This window comes from Epibacterium sp. Ofav1-8 (assembly GCF_022348185.1).
Lineage (GTDB): Bacteria > Pseudomonadota > Alphaproteobacteria > Rhodobacterales > Rhodobacteraceae > Epibacterium.
Window position 1 is genome coordinate 307,857 of record NZ_JAKRFD010000004.1, and the last position, 20,928, is coordinate 328,784.

The following is a 20,928-nucleotide window of genomic DNA, read 5'->3' on the forward strand; positions in this document are numbered from 1 at the left end:
TCCCTGTCAGGATGCCGCGGCATGATAGGCCGCAGCAAGTCCCAATAGTTGTGCGTCGCTGTTGTGCGGGCCGATGATCTGCATCCCCATGGGCAGGCCCGCCGCCCCCCGGCCTGCGGGCACAGCCAGGGCCGGCAGTCCGATCAGGCTTGCCGGCACCACAACCTCCATCCAGCGATGGTAGCTGTCCATCTCCACCCCGGCAATCTGCTGCGGATGGCTCCAGTCAACGGGAAACGGCCAGCACTGGGCCGTGGGCAGCAGCATCGCGTCATACTGCGCGAACATCCGGGCCGCGGCGCGCGTCCATGCCGCACGCAGATCCGACGCCGCCTGGATCTCTGCTGCCGCAAAGGACATCCCGCGCTCCAGCTCCCAGCGGGCGGCCGCTTTCAACTGGTCGCGCTGCGCCAGCAGCGGTCGCAGCCCGGCCGCCACCGCAAAGGAGCGCAGCGTGGTCCAGCTCTGCCAGAGCTTCTCGGCCGGAAACGGCGGTGCAACCCGCGTGACGCTGTGCCCCAGTGCTTCGAACCGCGCCAGCGCCGCCTCGCAGGTCTCCAGCACCCCGGGCTCCATCGGGTAGGCCCCGCCCCAGTCTCCCAGCCAGCCCAGCCGCAGCGGCGCGTCATCGTGCAAGGGCTGCACAGGCCGCGCCCCTCTGTGCAGCGGCAATCTGGCGTCCCCGCCCGCCATCACATCCAGCAACAGCGCCAGATCCTCCGGGGTGCGCGCCATCGGGCCGTTGGTGGACAGCGGATGCAGGAACATGTCTCCCGCGGGCTCCGACGGCACCCAGCCCCAGGTCGGACGCAGGCCGTAGACCGCGTTCCAACCGGCCGGATTGCGCAGCGACCCCATCATGTCGGAGCCATCCGCCAGCGGCACCATCCCCGCTGCCAGCGCCACCGCCGCCCCGCCCGAGGACCCGCCTGCCGACCGCGTCGGATCGATCACGTTGCGGGTCGGGCCATAGACCGGATTGTAGGTATGCGACCCGAGGCCAAACTCCGGAGTGTTTGTCTTGCCGATGACGATCACCCCGGCCGCCCGGAGCCGCGCGACAAAGATGTCGTCCGTCTCCGCCACCTGCCCGGCCAGGATCGGCGATCCCTGAGAGGTGACCAGCCCCCGTGCGTTGGCCAGATCCTTGATCGCCATCGGGATACCGTGCAGCGCGCCGCGCTCTGCCACCGGCACCGCGTCCGCCGCCCGGGCCTCTGCCATCAGATCCTCGGCCGGACGCAGCGCGACGATGGCGTTCAGCTCCGGATTGCGTTCGGAAATCCGCGCTAGCGTCGCCTCCATGAGTGTCTCGGCCCGCAGCGCCCCGTTTTGCAAGTCCTGCACAAGCGCGCTGGCCGTCCTGTCGCAAAGCATGATCGCACTCTCCTCCTGATCCTGGCCTCCTGATCCTGGCCTCCTGATCCTGCCAAAACCAAGCCTAGGGTGCGGATAACCATCTGGAAAGCCCCGAAACTCTCCGGGCCAACCCCGGGTCCTGTCGGATGTCCGATCTCCCCGCGCGCCCGCAGCCCGCCCGCAGGGCGGGCTGCCACGCCCAACGCCGGAAGGGCATCTGTGATGCCTGCACCGGGGGCGGGAGCCCTGCGCGCCAGCAAGGGGCGTGGCCGTCAGGCCAACGTAGCGCCAATGGCCGGAAACACCCGACGGACCGCGCTGCCTAGAGACGGCACAACGGCGGACGCGGCCTGCCCTTTTCAGTTGCTGACGCGCCTTCGAACCATCCGGCGCCAAGAGCGATCAAAAACACCTCAAATCCGATCCAGGCATTTTCAGGCTCGCGACCGGCCAACTGCGTCCAAAGCAGATGCGCGTCCCTGCCCATCAGAGCGTCAGATACCTCATTCGTCGTATCGCAAGAGGTTTCCGCGCCGCGCGCCCTGACGAACCTGCCAAAATGCTGCTCCAGAATGGCATGACTGCGGGTGATCGCAGCCTGCTCCTCCGGCGTCCAGCATGCGGGCACCGTCAACATGAAACCGGGTGGGGTTGCGAGTAAGCTGTCAGAGAAAAACGTGATTTTCCCATCACTTAGACCTGCTGCGAAGAACTCCATCGCCATATGGAAGCTCTGGTCTTGCGACAAACCACGGCTTTCTACCAATTCTTCGATCAAAGCAGGTCCCCCCCCGGAAACGCAAAGAGGGCGTGTCTTATGCTCGGCGAGGGCATCCGGGTCTATGCCAACCTCGCGCAGCTCGTCAGCCGATATTCCTTCTTCCTGAAAATCACGCAACGACAAGCCCCGCTCACGAAGCGTTTCTGTCGTCTCAGGAGAATCTTGAAGGTACGCCAGCGAAGGCACCCACAAGTCTCGTCGGAAGGTGGCTTGAACCTCGGCACTGTTCAGCGTCAGCTCTGGAGTGACATCAGGAATACGGATCGTGCAGACCTCCGGGCCGAGCACAATCCAGTCGCCTTGTTTCTCTGCAGATCCGTCTGCCAGAAGCCGCGCGCCGAGGGCCGTCAGTGCGTCCCCGTCAAACCCCGCCGCCGTCGCAGCGCCCGCGCTATGCGGGCCGATCACGCAGCCATCCCCCCCAAGGAAGGTCAACAGTGCCGCATCTTCTGTCTCCGGAGGGGGGGCACGATCCTGTGCCACTGCCGGAAGACCGCCTGCCAGAAGCAAGCATGTGAGTGTGGCCAGCTTCCGAGCAGATCTCCGCATGGCGTCAGTCTTCGCCCTGGGCGTCGGCGCGGCTCTTGCCGGCCACCTTCATCGCAAGCGTTGCCGCCATAAACCCGTCGAGGTCACCATCCAGCACCCCTTTGGTGTCGGCGGTCTCATGGTTGGTGCGCAGGTCTTTGACCATCTGGTAAGGCTGCATCACATAGGAGCGGATCTGGTTGCCCCAGCCGGCGTCGCCCTTGGCCTCGTGCAGGGCGTTCACCTCGGCGTTGCGACGGTCGAGCTCCAGCTGATAGAGCCGCGATTTCAGCGCCTTCATGGCGATGTCACGGTTCTGGTGCTGCGATTTCTCGGATGAGGTCACCACGATGCCTGTCGGTTCGTGGGTGATCCGCACCGCAGAGTCGGTGGTGTTGACGTGCTGACCACCTGCACCGGACGACCGATACGTGTCGATGCGGATGTCGGCCGGGTTGACCTCGATCTCGATATTGTCGTCGATCACCGGATAGGCGCCCACGGCGGCAAAGGATGTTTCGCGCGTGCCTTTACCAAAGGGCGAAATCCGCACCAACCGGTGGGTGCCGCTTTCGGATTTCAGCCAGCCATAGGCGTTGTGGCCCTTGATCTGGTAGGTGGCGGATTTGATACCCGCCTCGGCACCGGCCTGCTCTTCCTGCAAGTCGACGGTAAAGCCCCGGCTCTCGGCCCAGCGCACATACATCCGCGCCAGCATCGACGCCCAGTCGCAGGCCTCGGTGCCGCCGGCGCCGGCCTTGATCTCCAGAAAGGCGTCATTGGGGTCGGTCTCGCCATCCAGAAGCGCTTCAAGTTCCTTCTTGGCGGCTTTTTCCTTCAGCGCCTTCAGGGTCTCCTCGGCGTCGGCGACGACTTCCTCGTCCTCTTCCATCTCGCCGAGTTCGATCAGTTCGACGCTGTCGTCGAGATCCTGTTTGATCGCCTTGTAGGTGTCGATCGCATCAACCAGAGACTGGCGATCCCGCATCAGTTTCTGCGCCGCTGCGGGATCATCCCAGAGGTTGGGATCCTCGACCCGCGCGTTGAATTCCTCCAGCCGGAATTCCGCCGTCTCCCAGTTCATCCGCTGGGCAAGCAGGTCGAGCGATTTTTCGATATCGGCCACGATGGTCTGGATCTCGGCGCGCATGGACATTCCTTGAAATCTTGTTTGAGAGTGGGTGATACCGCACGTCCGGGACCACTACAAGAGCGCGGGCAAGCGGGAACGCCCCCGCCTGCCCGACGCGCAAACCGGTTGTGTCAGTAAAGCCCGCCGGAGGAGACATCCCCAAAGGTGGCCTTGGGTCCAAGCACCGCCGTGCCACCGCTGGAGGTGGTGACCTGGCGACCGGACTCGGTGACTTCCTCGATAAGCGGCAGGTTCGATCCCATGCCAAAGCCGCCGTCATAGGTCAGACCAAAGATCGGCTCCTCGCCATCGCGGAAATACTCCGCCACCACATAGGCGCCGCTGGCATCATTGGGCAGCCGCCCGCCGGTGTAGCGGTCGATCTTGATGAAGTGGCCGCCGGGGGGCACGTCAAAGGGACCGCCGCCGTATTTTTCGGTCGCCTTGGTCATGAACTGCTGGAACACCGGCCCGCAGAGGGTGCCGCCGTAGCCCCGCCCGCCCTTCATCGGACGCGGGTTGTCATAGCCGATGTAGCACCCCGCCACGATATTGGAGGTGAAGCCCACGAACCAGGCATCGCGCGCGTCATTGGTGGTGCCGGTCTTGCCCGCGGCGGGCACCGGCAGGTTGATGACACTCGACGCGGTGCCGCGATCCACCACCCCTTTCAGCATCGAGGTCAGCTGATAGGCGGTGATCGGATCCATCACCTGTTCGCGATTGGTCACGATCTGGGGCGCACGTCCGGGTTCCAGTTCCGTATAGCTGCAATCGACGCAGTCGCGATCGTCATGACGATAGATAGTCTGGCCGAGCCGATCCTGAATCCGGTCCACCAGCGTCGGCTCCACCCGCTCGCCGCCGTTGGCAAACATCGCATAGGCTGCCACCATCTTGTAGAGCGTGGTTTCCTCCGACCCCAGCGAGTTCGCAAGGAAGGTGCCCATGTTGTCATAGACGCCAAACCGTTCCGCATAGCCCGCCACAACCGGCATGCCGACCTCCTGTGCCAGGCGGATGGTCATCAGGTTCCGGCTCATCTCGATGCCGGTGCGCAGCGGCGTCGGGCCATAGAACTTGTGGGTGGAGTTCTTCGGCCGCCAGACCCCCTGCGGCGTGTTGATCTCGATCGGCGCGTCGATCACGATCGTCGCCGGGCTGTAGCCGCTGTCCAGCGCCGCGGCATAGACGAAGGGTTTGAAGCTCGACCCCGGCTGGCGCTGCGCCTGGGTGGCGCGGTTGAACACCGAATGCTGATAGGAAAAGCCCCCCTGCATCGCCAGCACCCGGCCCGAGTTCACGTCCATGGCGACAAAACCGCCCTGCACCTCGGGCACCTGCCGCACCGACCAATGCGACACCGCATCGCCATCGCGCACCGCCATGGCATGAATGACGTCGCCGACCTCGAAATTGTCGAAGAAATTGCCCTTCAGCCATTTGATGTCGGCGCGCGGCACGGTGCCCGTGCCTTCGACGCTCTCGATCCCGAGGGTCAGGGCATTGTCTGCCACTTCCAGCACCACAGCGGGCAGCCAGGCGCCCTCTTCAGTCAGGATGTCACGGGCCACATCGCTTTCGCTCAGGGCCGCGCGCCAGCTGGCCTCATCCGCCAGCGCCTCTTGCGGCAGGGTCACATCGGTGCCGCGCCAGATGCCGGTGGAGCGGTCGAATTTCTCCAGCCCCTTGCGCATGGCCCGGGCGGCTTCGTCCTGCATCTCTGCGTCGATGGTGGCGCGGATGGTGAAGCCCCCGGTAAAGAACTCACCCTCGCCAAAATCGACCGACAGCTGGCGGCGGATCTCGTCGGTGAAGTAATCCCGCGGCGGCAGCGCCGTGCGGAAGGCGTCGAAATCGCCGTTCTGCACCGAGCGCAGCGGCTGGTCGCGCTCCACCTCATAGACCGCCTGCGAGATATAGCCGTTCTCTTTCATCTCGCGCAGCACGTAGTTGCGACGATCAAGCAGCCGTTCGCGCTCACGCACCGGGTGATAGTCGGAGGGCGCCTTGGGCATCGCGGCCAGGGTCGCCGCCTCATGCGGTTCCAGCTCGCCCAGGGTCTTGTTGAAATAGGTCTGCGCCGCCGCCGTCACCCCGTAGGAGTTCTGCCCGAGGAAGATCTCGTTCAGATAGAGCTCCAGGATCTTGTCCTTGGTGAGCGTCTCCTCAAGCCTCGTGGCGAGGATGATCTCCTTGATCTTGCGCTCGGCGCGGCGGTCGCCGGACAAGAGGAAGTTCTTCATCACCTGCTGGGTGATGGTGGAGGCACCGCGCACGTTCTGCCCGCGCGATCTCACCGCCTCGATCCCCGCCGCAAGGATGCCGCGCGCGTCATAGCCCGCGTGGGAGTAGAAATTCTTGTCCTCTGCCGAGATGAACGCCTGTTTCACCAGCGCCGGGATCTCGTTCGAGGGGGTGAACAGCCGGCGTTCCTTGGCAAATTCGTCGATCAGCTGCCCCTCGCCGGAATAGATCCGGCTGATGGTCGGCGGCTGGTACTGTGCCAGCGACTCATGGCTTGGCAGATCGCGCCCGTAGACCCAGAAGATCGCCCCGATCGACAGCGCCATGACCCCGATTCCAAGGGTAATGGTACTGAAAATCGCTCCAAGGATGGACAGTATGAATCTAAGCACAGTGTGGGCCTCTCTCGCACGGTGCGCCCTATATAGGCGCCAACATGACAAGGGTCAAAACGTGATCGCAGGCGCGCAAAGACGCACCGGCGGATGGGGTGGCGGACAGCATAGCAGACCCGCGCGGGGCTGTATGCTCACAATCCGATGTGTGTCCGCAACCGGCAAAAACCAGCGGGCGCGGTGGTTGGCAAGGGGAGAGACCGGCGGCCCGGCTCATTCCTGATGCCGCCCCGCCTCATTGCCGCACCAGCGCCCGGCGGGCAGCATCCGCGTCGCGCCAGGCCAGCAAGGCATTGAGGATGCCCTGGGCGGTCCGCGCCTGCCAGTCGGGATCGGTGAGCAGTTCCAGATCCCGCGGGCTCGACATGAAGCCCAGCTCGATCAGCACCGAGGGGATGTCGGCGGACTTCAGCACCGAGAACCCGGCGGTGCGCAGCGGGCGGCGGTTGACCGGGCCGCCCTGCTCCATCAGCGACTCGATCACGGCACGCGCCAGCGCGGTGCTGCGCGGATGGGTTTCCTGCCGCGCCAGGTCCAGCATGACGTCGGTGACCACATCGTCGGCGGCGCTCAGATCGCTGCCGGACAGGAGATCGGCGCGGTCGTGACGCTCGGCCAGCTTGGCGGACGCCACATCGGAGGCGGAATCGGACAGGGTGTAGACCACCGTGCCATGGGCCATGCCCTCGGTCACCGCATCCGCGTGCAGCGAGATGAACAGATCCGCCCCCTGCTGATGCGCCATCGCGATGCGACGTTCGAGCGAGACGAAATAGTCGCCCTCACGCGTCAGCAGCACCTCGAACGCGCCGGAGCGCACCAGCCGCTCGCCCAGATCATAGGCAAAGGCCAGCATCAGGTCCTTTTCGGCGATGCCGCCGTCGGCCTCGGCGCCAGGGTCAAGGCCGCCATGGCCCGGGTCCAGCATCACCACCAGCGGTGCGTCCGCGTCGCGGGGGGTGGCGGGTTCGAATTTCTTCGGCGGGGGCAGGTCCAGACGCGGATCATAAGGAGCGCCAGCCGTCGCGGCAAAGGTCTCCGCATCCGTGGGCGCCAGGGTCGCCGAAAGGGTGGCCGCGCTGGTCTCGGGGTCGATTTCCATCGCGGCGGTGCGCAGCTGCATGGGGCCGGTCAGCTCCAGCACCATCCGCGACCAGCCGGGCACATAGCTCCCAAACCGGGCGCGCGCGATCGCCTCTGACCGGTCGAAGGTCTCCGCCTGCAACCCGGTCCAGTCCACCTCCTGAAAATCCAGCACCAGCCGATAGGGATCATCCAGCGCAAAGATCCGGTAGGGCACGCCCTGGCTGAGTCCCAGTTGCAGCGCCACCCCGGCGCCGGAATCTTCCAGACGACTCTGCTCCGGCAGGACACGCGCCAGGGCGGAAAACCCCTGCGCCTGCGCAGCCCCGGGCGACAGCGCCACACAGGACAGGATCAGGCAGGTCAGGACCCGGGCCACAATCAGTCGCATCAACCTCGCGCCTCCATAAAGGTCTTCAGCCGCGCCAGCCCTTCCTCGATGTCCGCGGTCGAGCGGGCATAGGAGAACCGCAGCGTGGTAGCGCCACGCACCGGGTCGAAATCCAGCCCCGGCGTCACCGCAACCCCCGCGTTTTCAAGTATTTCTGCGGCAAAGCTGCGGCTGTCGTCGGTGAGGCCCGAAACATCCGCATAGACATAGAATGCCCCGTCCGGCGGAGCGATTTTGGTGAACCCCGCCTTGGGCAGCCCCTCCAGCATCAGGGCGCGATTCCTGGCATAGACCGCAAGGTTGGCCTCCAGCTCTTTGTGGCAATCCATCGCGGCGAGGGCCGCGACCTGACTGGCGTGCGGGGCGCAGATGAACATGTTTTGCGCGATCCGTTCCACCGTGCGGATATGATCCTCGGGCACCACCATCCAGCCGACGCGCCAGCCGGTCATCGAGAAATACTTGGAAAAGGAATTGATGACATAGGCCTCGTCCGAGATTTCCAGCGCCGTAACCGCCTTCGCCTCATATTCCAGCCCGTGATAGATCTCGTCAGAGATAAAGCTGGCGCCCTCGGCCTGTGCCGCCTCCATCAGCGCCGCCAGCGCCGGTTTGTCGAGCATGGTGCCGGTGGGGTTGGCGGGGCTGGCCACCATCAGACCGGCCAGGTTCTGGTCGCGAATATCCTCCGCCACCGGTTGCAGGCGATGCTCCGGCGCGGTCTGGATGTCGACGGGCTGCATGCCAAGGGCGCTCAGGATCTGGCGATAGGACGGATAGCCCGGCGCGCCGATGCCGACCCGGTCGCCACTGTCAAAGAGCGACGTGAAACTGAGGGTGAACGCCCCCGAGGAGCCGGGAGTGATCACCACCCGCTCCGGGTTCAGATCGACATTGTACCATTCGCCATAAAGCTGCGCGATGCGACGGCGCAGCGCCGGCAAGCCAAGCGCCACGGTATAGCCCATGGCGTCTGTATCAAGCGCCTCGGCAAGCGCCCGCCGCGCGGCTTCTGGCGCGCCAGTAGAGGGCTGGCCCACTTCCATGTGAATGATATGACGGCCCTGCTCCTCCGCTTTGCGGGCGGCTTCCATCACATCCATCACAATGAAGGGATCGACCTTGGACCGGCTTGAGTTTCGCATGTTGATCTCCCATGGTGCGGCCATGAGTTTTGACCGCGTATTCTCTCTGGCGTCAATCCCGTGTGCACGCCTGTTTCGACTTCTGTCCCGCGCGGTCAGGGGCTCTCGCGGCCTTGTGCAGGTGCAGGGTCTGGTGCTGGTGGCCGCGCTGACCCTTGCGCCGATCACCGCGCAGGCCCGATCCATCCGACTGCTGCGCGATGCCGATATTGAACACGGGCTGTCGGAACTGGCGCGCCCGATCCTCGCCGCGGCCGGGCTGAGCCCGAAACGGGTGCGCATTCTTGTTGTTGATGACAGCAGTTTCAACGCGTTCGTGATCGATCACCGCGCGATCTTCGTCAACTACGGGCTGATCCTCAAAGCGGAAACGCCGGAGATGCTGCAGGCGGTGCTGGCGCATGAGGCCGCCCACATCGCCAATGGCCATATCGGGCGCCGCATCCAGAACATGCGGTCCGCCAGCACGGCGGCGGGGTTCGGGACGGCGCTTGGCATGCTTGCGGCGGCGGCAGGTGGCGGGCGCGCGGGCGCGGGCTTGGCCATTGGCGCGCAATCCTCCGCGCTGCGCAGCTTCCTGTCGCACACCCGCGCCGAGGAAGCCTCTGCCGACCGGTCCGCCATCGGTTTTCTGACGGCCGCCGGGATCAACCCCAAGGGCATGGTCGAGCTGCACCGGATCTTTGCCGGGCAAGAGGTGCTGAGCCGCGCCTCGCAGGATCCTTACATGCGATCACATCCGCTGTCCCGTGACCGGATGCGTGCCGCCGAAGCCTTTGTCGCGAGCGCCGGAGAAGGTCCCGCAACCCGCCCCGAGGCCGCCTATTGGCTGGCGCGGGTGCAGGGCAAACTCTCCGCCTTCACCCGGGCCCCCAGCTGGACCAAACGGCGGGCCACGTCCGAGGCGTTTGCGGATGTGAAGCAGATGCGCCTGGCGGTTGCACAACACCGCCAGCACGCGTTTTCCGGCGCGCAGAAGACCATGCAGGCGCTGCTGGCCGCGCGCCCGCAGGATGCCTATTATCATGAACTCTGGGGCCAGATGCTCTATGAGAACCGCCGCTGGGACGCCGCCGTTGCCGCCTATCGCACCGCCGCGCAATTGGCGCCGAACGAACCGCTGATCCTGGCCAGCCTCGGACGGGCGCAATTGGCGGCCGGAGATGCCAAGGCAGCACTTGCCACGATGGAAAAGGCCCGTGGTCTCGATTTTCGCAATGCAACCTTGCTTCGCGATATGTCCCTGGCCTATGCCCAGACCAAACAGACCGGCATGGCCGCCCTGGTCACGGCCGAACGCTATGCCCTGAGCGGGCGCCTGAAAGACGCCGGCCCACATGCAAAACGTGCGGTGGCCATTCTGCCCAAAGGGTCGCCCGCGTGGCGACGGGCCGAGGATGTGCTGATCGCATTTGAACAAGACGAGAAAAGGAAACGAAAATGATTGCCCCGTCCCGCATGGCCATGATTGCGGCCTGTGCGCTCTCTCTCACCGCTCCGGCGGCCCGGGCGCTTGACCTCGACAATATGAGCCCCGCCGAACAGGAGGCCTTTGGCGCCGCCGTGCGCAGCTATCTTCTGGAAAACCCCGAGGTGATCCTCGAAGCGGTGGATGTGCTGGAACAGCAGCAGGCCCAGGCCGATGCCGCCCGCGACGACGCGCTTGTGACCGCAAACCTGCAGGAATTGCAGGACGACGGCTACTCCTGGGTCGGCGGCAACCCCGAGGGGGACATCACCCTGGTGGAATTCATGGACTACCGGTGTGGCTATTGCCGCAAGGCCGCGCCCGAGATCGAGGCGCTGCTGGCGGCGGATGACAATATTCGCTTTGTCATCAAGGAATTCCCCATTCTGGGCGAAGCCTCGGTACTGTCCTCGCGCTTTGCCATTGCCACCCGGCTGGTGGCCGGGGACGACGCCTACAAGGACATCCATGATACGCTGATCGCCTTTCAGGGCGAGCCCAACGAGGTGGCGATGCGGCGGATGGCCGAGGGGCTGTCGCTGGATGCGGATGCGATCTTTGCCAAGATGGACGCGCCGGAGGTGACAGAACAGCTGCAACGCACCCGGCGCCTGGCGCAGACCCTGTCGATTTCGGGCACCCCGACCTTTGTGCTGGAACAGGACATGCTGCGGGGCTACCTGCCCGCCGATCAGATCCAGATCATGATCGAGGAGATCCGCGCCGGGCGCAGCTGAGGGATGTGACCGTCGACGCGCCCGACCGCTGTGACCTCCGCGGCGGCGCGTCCCGGCAATTTCCCGAGAACATGGGGGCTCTGCCCCCAAACCCCCGAGATATTTATGAAAAGATGAAGGGCGGCGGTTACTCTGCCGCCTGCTCCACCGCCGCCGCCTCAGCATCGAGGGCGGCGGCTTTCTTTTCGACCTCTTCGACAATGTGGTCGATCATCTGGTCGTTGGACATCTTGTGGCTGGCCTTGCCCGCCAGATAGACCATGCCGGAGCCTGCGCCACCGCCGGTGAAGCCCACGTCGGTCATCAGCGCCTCGCCGGGCCCGTTCACGACGCAGCCGATGATCGACAGGCTCATCGGGGTCTTGATGTGTTCGAGCCGTTCTTCCAGCGTTTCGACCGTCTTGATGACGTCAAAGCCCTGCCGCGCGCAGCTCGGGCAGGAGATGATATTGACACCCCGGTGCCGCAGCCCGAGGGATTTGAGGATTTCAAAGCCGACCTTGACCTCTTCGACCGGGTCCGCCGAGAGGCTGACGCGCAGGGTGTCGCCGATGCCCATCCACAACAGCTGGCCAAGGCCGATGGCGGATTTGATGGTGCCGGACATCAGTCCGCCGGCCTCGGTGATGCCGAGGTGAATGGGGGCGTCGGTGGCCTCCGCCAGCATCTGATAGGCGGCGGCTGACATGAAGACGTCGGACGCCTTTACCGAGATCTTGAACTCGTGGAAATCGTGATCTTGCAGGATCTTGATGTGATCCATGCCGCTTTCGACCATCGCATCGGGACAGGGCTCGCCGTATTTTTCCAGCAGGTGTTTTTCCAGGCTGCCCGCGTTCACCCCGATGCGGATGGAGCAATTGTGGTCGCGGGCGGCGCGGATGACCTCGGCGACGCGTTTTTCATCGCCGATATTGCCGGGGTTGATGCGCAGGCAGGCAGCGCCCGCCTCGGCGGCCTCGATGCCGCGTTTGTAGTGGAAATGGATGTCGGCAACGATCGGAACCGGGCTTTCCTTGACGATTTCCCTGAGCGCCCGGGCCGAGGGTTCGTCCGGCACCGAGACGCGCACGATATCCGCGCCCGCCTCTGCGGCGGCCTGCACCTGGGCGATGGTGCCTTTGATATCGGTGGTCAACGTGTTGGTCATCGTCTGCACCGCAATGGGCGCATCGCCCCCGATGGGCACATTGCCCACGTGGATCTGGCGGCTCTTGCGGCGTTCGATGTTCCGCCAGGGGCGGATGTGGTTCATGGACATGGGCTGCCTCGTCCTGCGTGTCGCTTGCGCCTTAAATAGGCCGAGGCCCCGGGGCCTGCAATGGCTGTCCGGGGCCTCGGTCAAAGAGTTGATCGGTGCGCGCGCACCAAACCGCGCGGGTCAATCGGTGCCGGGCACCGGCTGGGTGGCGGCGCGCAGCTGGGCGACCATGGTGGCCAGGGCCTGGTTCTGCTCGGCGTCCAGATCTGCAACCTGGAAGCGTTCGCTCAGCGCATCCGGCGACAGAACCACATTCTTGGTCACCTGCCCGCGGCCGCCAACGGGGCCGTAGTGCTGGCCATTCACCGCAAAGTAGATGGCGCTGCTCTCGCCGGTGCGCAGGCGCGGCGCATCCTCGGTCAACGGCACCGAGAAGGTCTGACCCGGCTCCATGATGGTTTCATAGATCACGCTGCCGTCGGCGGCCTTGACCTGGACCCAGGAAGGGCGCACCGCCAGCATCTCGACCGAGGGGGTCTCCGGTTCAAGCACCTGCGGCACCTGCGTTTCGGACGCTGCATCTGCGGGCAATCGCGCTTCGGCCAGCACAACCCCCGGCTGCTCCGGCGCGGCAAAGTTGCCCTGGGCGCGCGGATCGAGGGTGGAAATCGGCGCATCGCGCGCCACCAGCACCGGCACGTCCAGCGCCTGCGGGCGATAGAGCCGGTCCAGCGCCTCTGCGGCGGGGTCTTCCGTGGTTGCCCCCGCTGTGGTGAGCGCGGCAGAGGCCAGCGGATCCAGCTCCGCCAGCACTTCCGGTGTCTGGTCGACCGGCGCAAAGGTCACCTGCTGCACCTCGCGCAGCACCAGCCAGCCGCCGTAGCCCAGACATCCGATCACCATGAACAGCACCAGCAACGACCCGATCGCCCGGGGTTCGATCTGCGACCAGATCCCGTCGGACACAGGCACAAAGGGGGTCGTGGAGGTTGCAAAGGCATCGCCGCCCAGCCCTTTGGGACTTGCGGCGGGCAGATCCTGGCGCTTGCGCACGGAGGCCTCGGACGACATGCCATGGGCCACGGAGAAGCCGCTTTCGGCACAGAAGGCCTCAAACGCGCGCTCGGAATCCATGCCCAGATAGCGGGCATAGGACCGGACATAGCCGGCGATGAAGCCCGGCGTGTCAAAGACGGAAGGGTCGCAATTCTCGATGGCGTCGATGTAGGAGGCCTTGATCCGCAACTCGCGCTGCACGTCCAGGAGCGATTTGCCCATGGTGGCGCGTTCGCCGCGCATCATGTCACCAAGTCGCAACTCGAAATCGTCAAAACCGCGGGGGGCTTCTGACGTGTCTTCACGACGTTTGGATGTGCGCTGCGTAAGGCGCCCGATCATGCCTGCTGTCCCATCGATACCTGCCGTTTTGCGACATTCCCCGCTGTATCAACCGATTCCCGATTCGTCAGCGAGGTTTCATTGATGAAACGATAACACGATTCCGTTTACAGAACACTTCGCTGTGGATTAACCGGCCAATTCGGCGCGATTTAGCGCACAATGCGACCACAGACTGTCCATTGCACGTACAAGGTGATCCATTTCCCCGCCCCCATGCACCGGAGAGGGCGTGAAACGCAGCCGTTCGGTGCCGCGCGGCACGGTGGGGAAATTGATCGGCTGCACGTAGATCCCGTAATCCGCCAGCAGCATGTCCGACAGTTTCTTGGTGTGCACCGGGTTGCCGACCATCACTGGCACGATGTGGCTGCCATGGTCGATGATCGGAAGCCCCATCATCTTGAGCCGGGTTTTCAGGATGCGCGCCTGTTCCTGATGTTTGTCGCGCAGCTCCTGCGCGGTCTTCAGATAGCGCACGGAGGCCGCAGCCCCGGCCGCCAGCGACGGCGCCAGCGAGGTGGTGAAGATGAACCCCGGCGCATAGGAGCGGATCGCGTCGCACATCTTTTCCGACGCCGCGATATAGCCGCCCATGACCCCATAGGCCTTGGCGAGGGTGCCGTTGATGATGTCGATGCGATGCGCGAGGTTGTCACGTTCGGTCACGCCACCGCCGCGCGGGCCATACATCCCCACCGCATGCACCTCGTCGATATAGGTCAGCGCGTTGAACTCATCGGCGAGATCGCAGATTTCCTCGATCGGACCAAAATCACCGTCCATGGAGTAGATGCTCTCAAAGGCGATGAGCTTGGGCGCGGCGGGATCGTCAGCCTCCAGCAACTCGCGCAGATGGGCGACGTCATTGTGGCGGAAGACCCGCTTGGCGCCGCCGTTGCGGCGCACGCCCTCGATCATCGAGGCATGGTTCAGCGCGTCGGAATAGATGATGAGCCCCGGCAGCAGCTTGGGCAGCGTCGACAGGGTCGCGTCATTGGCAATATAAGCGGAGGTGAACAGGAGCGCTGCCTCCTTGCCATGCAGATCGGCCAGCTCGTGTTCCAGTTCCTTGTGGTAGACCGTGGTGCCGGAGATATTGCGCGTCCCGCCGGAGCCCGCACCGGTGGCGTCGATTGCCTCGCGCATCGCCTTCAGCACAACCGGGTGCTGGCCCATGCCGAGGTAGTCATTGCCGCACCAGACGGTGATGTCCTGCTCGCTGCCATCGGGGCGGGTCCAGACCGCATGCGGGAACTGACCGCGACGGCGTTCGATATCAATGAACGTCCGATAGCGGCCTTCCTCGTGAAGGCGTTCAATCGCTGCGTCGAGTTGTGCGGTATAGTCCACCGTCATCTCCATAGCTGTCTGCCGGTGCCACTCCGGCCTGGCTGCGTCTTGATCCCGACCTGCCCCCTGGGGCAGCAACCGCCGCAATCCTTGTCGCGGTATTTAACCGGCACCCTTGTCCTCATCAACGTGATAGAGTGTCACGGCCCCCACCATCCTTGATACAGGTCAAATAAACCTTTCAGGGGTTTTAGAACCATTCTGGATTTCGGGCAAGCATGCCGACCATCAAAGCCGCCATGCACCCGGCGCGCAAAACGCCGCAGGGGGTGGGCGATGTTGCGGATCGGAAACCTTTGTTCTGCAACGGGTTTTGCGTGCACACGGTGTTTGAAAAGCACCGCACCCGCCGAAAACCGCCCGCGATGTTCTGATACAATCGTGCGACTGGCCCTTGTCAGAGTGCGCTGCTAGGCTCCGCCCCGAGACCCGCCCGGCCCTGTCGATGTGTGATCGCGCCCGGTGCGGGCAGGCACTATTTTCAGGAGCGACCCATGTCCCTTACCCCGGTTCTCGATAAGATCGATTCCGATATTTCCGCCGCCACCGACCGGCTGCTGGAGCTTTTGCGTATTCCCTCCATTTCCACCGACCCCGCCTATAAGGCCGACTGCGACGCCGCCGCTGACTGGCTGGTGAAGGATCTGAATTCCATCGGCATCAAGGCCGAAAAGCGCGAAACACCGGGCCACCCCATGGTGGTGGGCCATGTGGGCGAAGAAAACACCGACGGCCCGCATCTGCTGTTTTACGGCCATTACGACGTGCAACCGGTGGATCCGCTGAACCTGTGGAACACGCCGCCCTTTGAGCCGAAGCTCGAAGAGACCGCCAATGGCACAGTGATCCGGGGCCGTGGGGCATCGGATGACAAGGGCCAGCTGATGACCTTTGTGGAGGCCTGCCGCGCCTGGCAGGCGGTGCATGGCACCCTGCCCTGCCGCATCACCTTCTTCTTTGAGGGTGAAGAGGAATCCGGCTCGCCCTCACTGATCCCCTTCCTCAATGCGGCCAAGGAGGAGCTGTCGGCGGATATTGCGCTGATCTGCGACACGTCGATGGTGGCGCGCGGGGTGCCGTCGGTGGCGTCGCAACTGCGCGGCATGATGAAGGATGAGTTCACCCTGATCGGCCCCAAGATCGACCTGCATTCCGGTCATTACGGCGGCCCCGGCCTCAACCCGCTGCGCGAGATCTCCCACATCATCGCCTCTTTCCACGACACCGAAACCGGTGCCGTCGCCGTGGAGGGGTTCTATGAAGGAGTGCATGAGGTGCCCGCCGATATCCTGCGCCAGTGGGAAGGCTGCGGCTTTGACGAAAAAGACTACCTGTCCAATGCCGGCTACACCGAGGCGCATGGCGAGAAGAAATATTCCGTGCTGGAACAGCAATGGGCGCGCCCGACGCTGGAGATCAACGGTCTGTGGGGCGGCTATCAGGGTGCGGGCACCAAGACGGTGATTCCGTCCGAGGCCCATTGCAAGATCACCTGCCGTCTGGTGGGCGACATGGACCCGACAGACCTGCGCAAGAAGATCCGCAAACATGTCGAGGATCGCCTGCCCACGGATTGCACCGTGAAATGGGATCTCGATCTGGATGGGGCGCCTGCCTATGTGATCGACACCACCCGCCCCGAGTTTGAAGCCGCCCGTGGCGCGCTGACCGACGAATGGAACCGCGAGGCGGTGTTCTCCGGCATGGGCGGGTCTATCCCGGTGGCCGGCTATTTCAAGTCGATCCTCGGAATGGACGCAATGCTGATCGGCTTTGCCAATGAGGATGACGCGATCCACTCTCCGAACGAGAAATACGACCTGGAGAGCTTTCACAAGGGTATCCGCTCCTGGGCGCGTGTCTTGGACGCGTTGAGCAAGGCATAAAGCGTCCCGGGGGCATTCAGCGCCCCCGTCTAAGCCACAAGGACAGCCGCCGACCTAGGGTGGGGGCTGTCCAACCTAATGATCGGACGGCTAAGTTCATTAAAATAAGCGCTGCTCTTATTCCTCCGCGCGCAGCACCGGTCTTGGGCGCGCGTGGTCATCCAGCGCCACGAAGGTAAAGATCGCTTCGGTCACCTGCTGGGTCTCTTCCTGATGACGGGCCCGCCGCCACGCACGGACCCGTATTCGCATCGAGGTCCGCCCGATCTTTAGCATTTCCGCATAAAGCGAGACCTCATCACCAACCAGAACCGGGCGGTGAAACTGGATCTCTTCGACCGACACGGTTGAGGCCCGTCCTTTTGACACTCGCGAGGCAATGGTGCCTGCGGCAAGGTCCATCTGGCTCATCAACCAACCGCCAAAGATATCGCCCGCCGGGTTGGTGTCGGTCGGCATCGCAATCACGCGGATTGTGGGTTGGGTTTCAGGGGGGCTTTCTGGCAAAGACATGGGCTGGCTCTCATCTGTCAACGGATGGCTGGGGTCATCCCCACTGTGTCGCCAGCGCCCGCACAGGAAAAGGCAAAACCGCAGTGATCGCGCCACGGCGCGTCAAATGCCTGTGTTTTGAGAGCTTTAACGAGAAAGGGTGAAAGTGGCGCGGTTGACGGGGCTCGAACCCGCGACCCCCGGCGTGACAGGCCGGTACTCTAACCAACTGAGCTACAACCGCGCATTTTCAGTGCTGACCTCAGCCAGCGGGTTCCCTCCGGGACGGTCCTGATGCCTTGTGACAGGCCCCACAGGCGGGGTGAAAGTGGCGCGGTTGACGGGGCTCGAACCCGCGACCCCCGGCGTGACAGGCCGGTACTCTAACCAACTGAGCTACAACCGCACTTTCATTGCTGACCTCGGTCAGCGTGTTCCCTCCGGGACGGTCCTGATCCTCCTAAGAGGCCCCTCAGGCAGGGCAACAGTGGCGCGGTTGACGGGGCTCGAACCCGCGACCTCCGGCGTGACAGGCCGGCACTCTAACCAACTGAGCTACAACCGCTTGCTGTTGCGTCCAGCACCGTGGCTGAACGTTGGGGTGTAATATTCGCAGGTCGCGGGGGGCGTCAAGCGCAGAAATGCCATTTTCCGGGCTTTCCACTGAAAAAAATGGCTCTTTTGAATAAGAGCCTGAAAATCCTCGAGAATACCCCGCAATCAGGTCTTTGCGAGCTGGAACAGCGCCAGAAACTCCTGCGCCGCCGCCATGTCGCCGCTGACGGTGACCATATTGGCCGCCACAAGGTCCGACAGCGGCCTTGCACCGTAGACCGCAGCCGCCATTGTGTTCCCCGTCCCGGTGATCACAAACGGGGCCTGCGGCGGGATCACAAAGCGGGTTTCAAGAGCCGCGCCGTCCAGACGCATCTCAAACGCCTCATCGGTGAAATCAAAGCCTGCAGTCAGACGGCACCCCGTGGCGCGTTCCCGGATCAGGTTCACCCCCATGGAGATCATCAGGGCAGACGGGCTGATGAACCGCGACGGATCATGTCCCGGCATGATCAGCGCCCATCGACACAGGGATTCCAGCACCGGCAGCAGGCCCCGCCCCTGCCCGCTCAGGGAATAGACCCCAAGCCGCGTGTCATGCAGCACCACGCCGATTTCCACCAGTTGCGTCAAACGCCCGGTGAGCACGCTTGCGGTGATCCCCGGCAGACCGGCGCGGATCATCTGGAACCGTTTGGGCGTGAACATCAATTCGCGCACCACAAGCAACGCCCAGCGGTCGCCGATCAGGTTCAGCGCATGCGCCGCAAGGCAGCCTTCGTCGTAGCGCGGTCGTTTGGGCTTTGCCTGTTTAGTCACTTTTTGGTACTTTCAGTTGTTTTTTCATACTACCGCTGGCACGCTGATGCTGCAAGCAGGGATTCGCCTGCCTGTTCTTTTTTGCGAGGTGATACATCATGAGTTATTTCACAGGCGCCCTGGCTGCCGTTCCAACCGCCAACAAGGACAAGTACCTGCACCATGCCAAGGCCGCCTGGCCGCTGTTTCGCTCCTATGGCGCCTTGCGCATGGTGGAGACCTGGGGCAGCGATGTGCCAACTGGAAAAGTCACCGATTTCTATCAGGCCGTGGTCGCGCAGGACGATGAAACGGTGGTGTTTTCCTGGATGGAATGGCCCGACAAGGCGACCGCGGATGCCTCCTGGCAGAAGATGGAAAACGACCCCGCCATGAAAGATCTGCCGGAGATGCCCTTTGATGGCGCCCGCATGATCTTTGGCGGCTTCTCCCCGCTCTTTTCTGCCGGAGACACGCCCGACACCGGCTATTATCAGGGCTTCCTGCTCGCCGTGCCCGAAGACAACAAATCGCAATACGAGGCCATGATCGAACCAATCTGGCAGATGTTCCAAAGCGGCGGTGCCAGCAGCATCACCGAAGCCTGGGGCACCGATATCCCCAAGGGCAAACAGACCGATTTCTTCCGTGCAACCAAGGCACAAGACGGTGAGGTTCCGGTCATCGGCTGGACCACCTGGCCCGACCGGGAGACCTATTTGCAGGCCATCAAGCTGATGGACGAAAAACAGGATGCCCCCGACATTCCCGACATGCCCTTTGACGGCATGCGCATGATGTGGGGCGGGTTTGAGCCCCTGCTCGATTGCAGCGCGCGCAGTTGACGCCCCCTGCCCCGCGCGCCCGCTTTGACAGCGCACCATGCCAGACCCTCACAGCAGGAGGTCCCACTTTGCCACTTGCAAAGAACACCATCTGCCTCTGGTATGAGACCGAGGCTGAAGCCGCCGCACGGTTCTATGCCGAGACCTTTCCCGACAGCGCGGTGCACGCGGTCAACCGCGCGCCCGCCGATTATCCGGGGGGTACGGCGGGCACGGTGCTGACCGTGTCCTTCACCGTCTTGGGCCTCCCCTGCCTTGGCCTGAACGGTGGCACCCGCTTTTCCCATAGCGAGGCGTTTTCCTTTCAGGTCTCGACCGAAGATCAGGCGGAAACCGACCACTACTGGGACACCATTGTCACCAATGGCGGCGAAGAGAGCGCCTGCGGTTGGTGCCGTGATCGCTGGGGCATTTCCTGGCAAATCACCCCACGGGTGCTGATGGAGGCGATGGAGACTGGAGGCGCTCCTGCGCAACGGGCTTTTGAGGCCATGATGCAGATGTCACGGATCGACGTGGCCACTATTGAACGCGCCATTGCACCTGCCTGATTGCGCAACACGCCCCCGCTTGCGCGGCTGAAGCCAGAGAGGGGCGCGCGCTGTAGTGTTTCGGAGATACGGTGATACCCCCGATCACCGCCCGCAAACGCGGCGACGGTGATCGGGGGTCCGTGCTCCCATGTCCGTGAGGGGAGCGGCAGCCGGCTAGGTTCTGGACCTTGACGCAACGGTCAAGGGGATGACATCGGGACAGCCTCCGTCGGGTCCGTCGCAGTCTTCATCCTCGTCCAGAATGGCGCGGCGCATATCGTCGAGGTCGCCGCTGCGCCAATGCGGCGACGCCGTGTGGGTGAGAGGGATCATCAGAAACATCGGCGGCTCCCTATATCCATTCCCGCTGGGCCAAGGTCGTGTGCCCCAGAGACTGCAGCCGTTTGGCGCAGCTGACGATCTCGTCCTTGATCCGCAACCGCTGACGTTTCAGCATCTGCAGGCTCGCACTGCAGGGGGACGGGCGTTTCATTTCACGCGCGATCCTCGCTTTGAGCGTTTGGTGCTTCAGGCGCAGTTTCGTCAACCGAACCTCCAAGGAAAACGCTTTGACCTTGGGGCTGTCTTTCATCTCGAACCT

17 protein-coding genes and 3 tRNA genes are annotated in these 20,928 nt (G+C 63.7%); 5 read left to right on the forward strand and 15 right to left on the reverse strand.

Annotated elements, in window-relative coordinates:
- Window positions 1-6: 6 nt before the first annotated feature.
- The 6 genes from MHM97_RS08895 to MHM97_RS08920 all read right to left on the reverse strand — a co-directional run bounded on the left by MHM97_RS08895 (window position 7) and on the right by MHM97_RS08920 (window position 9,061).
- Complete coding sequence (locus MHM97_RS08895) at window positions 7-1,377, reverse strand: amidase (RefSeq protein ID WP_239321939.1); 1,371 nt, start codon at window positions 1,375-1,377, stop codon at window positions 7-9.
- Between the two features lie 304 nt (window positions 1,378-1,681).
- On the reverse strand, window positions 1,682-2,548 hold the full coding sequence (locus tag MHM97_RS08900; RefSeq protein ID WP_239321941.1) for a hypothetical protein: 867 nt from the start codon (window positions 2,546-2,548) through the stop codon (window positions 1,682-1,684).
- A 145-nt stretch (window positions 2,549-2,693) separates the two neighbouring features.
- Entirely contained in the window at window positions 2,694-3,818 is a 1,125-nt protein-coding gene (gene prfB, locus MHM97_RS08905; RefSeq protein WP_239321943.1) for a peptide chain release factor 2, read from the reverse strand.
- 113 nt (window positions 3,819-3,931) lie between these two features.
- On the reverse strand, window positions 3,932-6,439 hold the full coding sequence (locus tag MHM97_RS08910; protein WP_239321945.1) for a penicillin-binding protein 1A: 2,508 nt from the start codon (window positions 6,437-6,439) through the stop codon (window positions 3,932-3,934).
- Between the two features lie 238 nt (window positions 6,440-6,677).
- Complete coding sequence (locus MHM97_RS08915; RefSeq protein ID WP_239321947.1) at window positions 6,678-7,916, reverse strand: N-acetylmuramoyl-L-alanine amidase; 1,239 nt, start codon at window positions 7,914-7,916, stop codon at window positions 6,678-6,680.
- Window positions 7,916-9,061, reverse strand: a complete 1,146-nt coding sequence (locus tag MHM97_RS08920; protein ID WP_239321948.1) for a pyridoxal phosphate-dependent aminotransferase — start codon at window positions 9,059-9,061, stop codon at window positions 7,916-7,918. The genes MHM97_RS08915 and MHM97_RS08920 overlap by 1 nt, the downstream gene beginning before the upstream one ends.
- A gap of 22 nt (window positions 9,062-9,083) precedes the next feature.
- Between MHM97_RS08920 and MHM97_RS08925 the strand changes: the two genes are divergently transcribed.
- Entirely contained in the window at window positions 9,084-10,505 is a 1,422-nt protein-coding gene (locus MHM97_RS08925; RefSeq protein ID WP_239321950.1) for a M48 family metalloprotease, read from the forward strand.
- The gene (locus tag MHM97_RS08930; RefSeq protein WP_239321952.1) at window positions 10,502-11,266 is read left to right on the forward strand and encodes a DsbA family protein; all 765 of its coding nucleotides are present in this window, start codon (window positions 10,502-10,504) and stop codon (window positions 11,264-11,266) included. The genes MHM97_RS08925 and MHM97_RS08930 overlap by 4 nt, the downstream gene beginning before the upstream one ends.
- Before the next feature lie 127 nt (window positions 11,267-11,393).
- Here the strand turns inward: MHM97_RS08930 and ispG are convergent, their stop codons facing one another.
- The 3 genes from ispG to hemA all read right to left on the reverse strand — a co-directional run bounded on the left by ispG (window position 11,394) and on the right by hemA (window position 15,230).
- Window positions 11,394-12,527, reverse strand: coding sequence for a flavodoxin-dependent (E)-4-hydroxy-3-methylbut-2-enyl-diphosphate synthase (gene ispG, locus MHM97_RS08935; protein WP_239321954.1), 1,134 nt, complete (start codon window positions 12,525-12,527; stop codon window positions 11,394-11,396).
- A 120-nt stretch (window positions 12,528-12,647) separates the two neighbouring features.
- The gene (locus tag MHM97_RS08940) at window positions 12,648-13,865 is read right to left on the reverse strand and encodes a helix-turn-helix domain-containing protein (protein WP_239321956.1); all 1,218 of its coding nucleotides are present in this window, start codon (window positions 13,863-13,865) and stop codon (window positions 12,648-12,650) included.
- Between the two features lie 129 nt (window positions 13,866-13,994).
- Window positions 13,995-15,230, reverse strand: coding sequence for a 5-aminolevulinate synthase (gene hemA, locus MHM97_RS08945; RefSeq protein WP_239321958.1), 1,236 nt, complete (start codon window positions 15,228-15,230; stop codon window positions 13,995-13,997).
- A gap of 482 nt (window positions 15,231-15,712) precedes the next feature.
- On the opposite strand from hemA, the gene MHM97_RS08950 reads away from it, so the two are divergent.
- Window positions 15,713-17,104 carry a dipeptidase gene (locus MHM97_RS08950; RefSeq protein WP_239321960.1) on the forward strand — a complete coding sequence of 464 codons (1,392 nt, stop codon included), beginning with the start codon at window positions 15,713-15,715 and terminating at the stop codon, window positions 17,102-17,104.
- Between the two features lie 117 nt (window positions 17,105-17,221).
- On the opposite strand, the gene MHM97_RS08955 is transcribed toward MHM97_RS08950, so the two are convergent.
- The 5 genes from MHM97_RS08955 to MHM97_RS08975 form a co-directional block, all read right to left on the reverse strand.
- On the reverse strand, window positions 17,222-17,617 hold the full coding sequence (locus tag MHM97_RS08955; protein ID WP_239321962.1) for an acyl-CoA thioesterase: 396 nt from the start codon (window positions 17,615-17,617) through the stop codon (window positions 17,222-17,224).
- 146 nt (window positions 17,618-17,763) lie between these two features.
- Window positions 17,764-17,840 (reverse strand) — tRNA-Asp (locus tag MHM97_RS08960).
- Window positions 17,841-17,925: 85 nt separating this feature from the next.
- Window positions 17,926-18,002 (reverse strand) — tRNA-Asp (locus MHM97_RS08965).
- An 82-nt stretch (window positions 18,003-18,084) separates the two neighbouring features.
- Window positions 18,085-18,161 (reverse strand) — tRNA-Asp (locus MHM97_RS08970).
- A 155-nt stretch (window positions 18,162-18,316) separates the two neighbouring features.
- Window positions 18,317-18,970: a winged helix-turn-helix transcriptional regulator gene (locus tag MHM97_RS08975; protein WP_239321964.1), complete on the reverse strand. Its 654-nt coding sequence runs from the start codon at window positions 18,968-18,970 to the stop codon at window positions 18,317-18,319.
- 98 nt (window positions 18,971-19,068) lie between these two features.
- Between MHM97_RS08975 and MHM97_RS08980 the strand changes: the two genes are divergently transcribed.
- Window positions 19,069-19,794, forward strand: a complete 726-nt coding sequence (locus MHM97_RS08980) for a DUF1428 domain-containing protein (protein WP_239321966.1) — start codon at window positions 19,069-19,071, stop codon at window positions 19,792-19,794.
- A 68-nt stretch (window positions 19,795-19,862) separates the two neighbouring features.
- Complete coding sequence (locus MHM97_RS08985; protein WP_239321967.1) at window positions 19,863-20,345, forward strand: VOC family protein; 483 nt, start codon at window positions 19,863-19,865, stop codon at window positions 20,343-20,345.
- Between the two features lie 334 nt (window positions 20,346-20,679).
- Here MHM97_RS08985 and MHM97_RS08990 read toward each other — a convergent pair whose 3' ends face one another.
- Window positions 20,680-20,919 carry a YdcH family protein gene (locus tag MHM97_RS08990; protein ID WP_239321969.1) on the reverse strand — a complete coding sequence of 80 codons (240 nt, stop codon included), beginning with the start codon at window positions 20,917-20,919 and terminating at the stop codon, window positions 20,680-20,682.
- Window positions 20,920-20,928 lie beyond the last annotated feature (9 nt).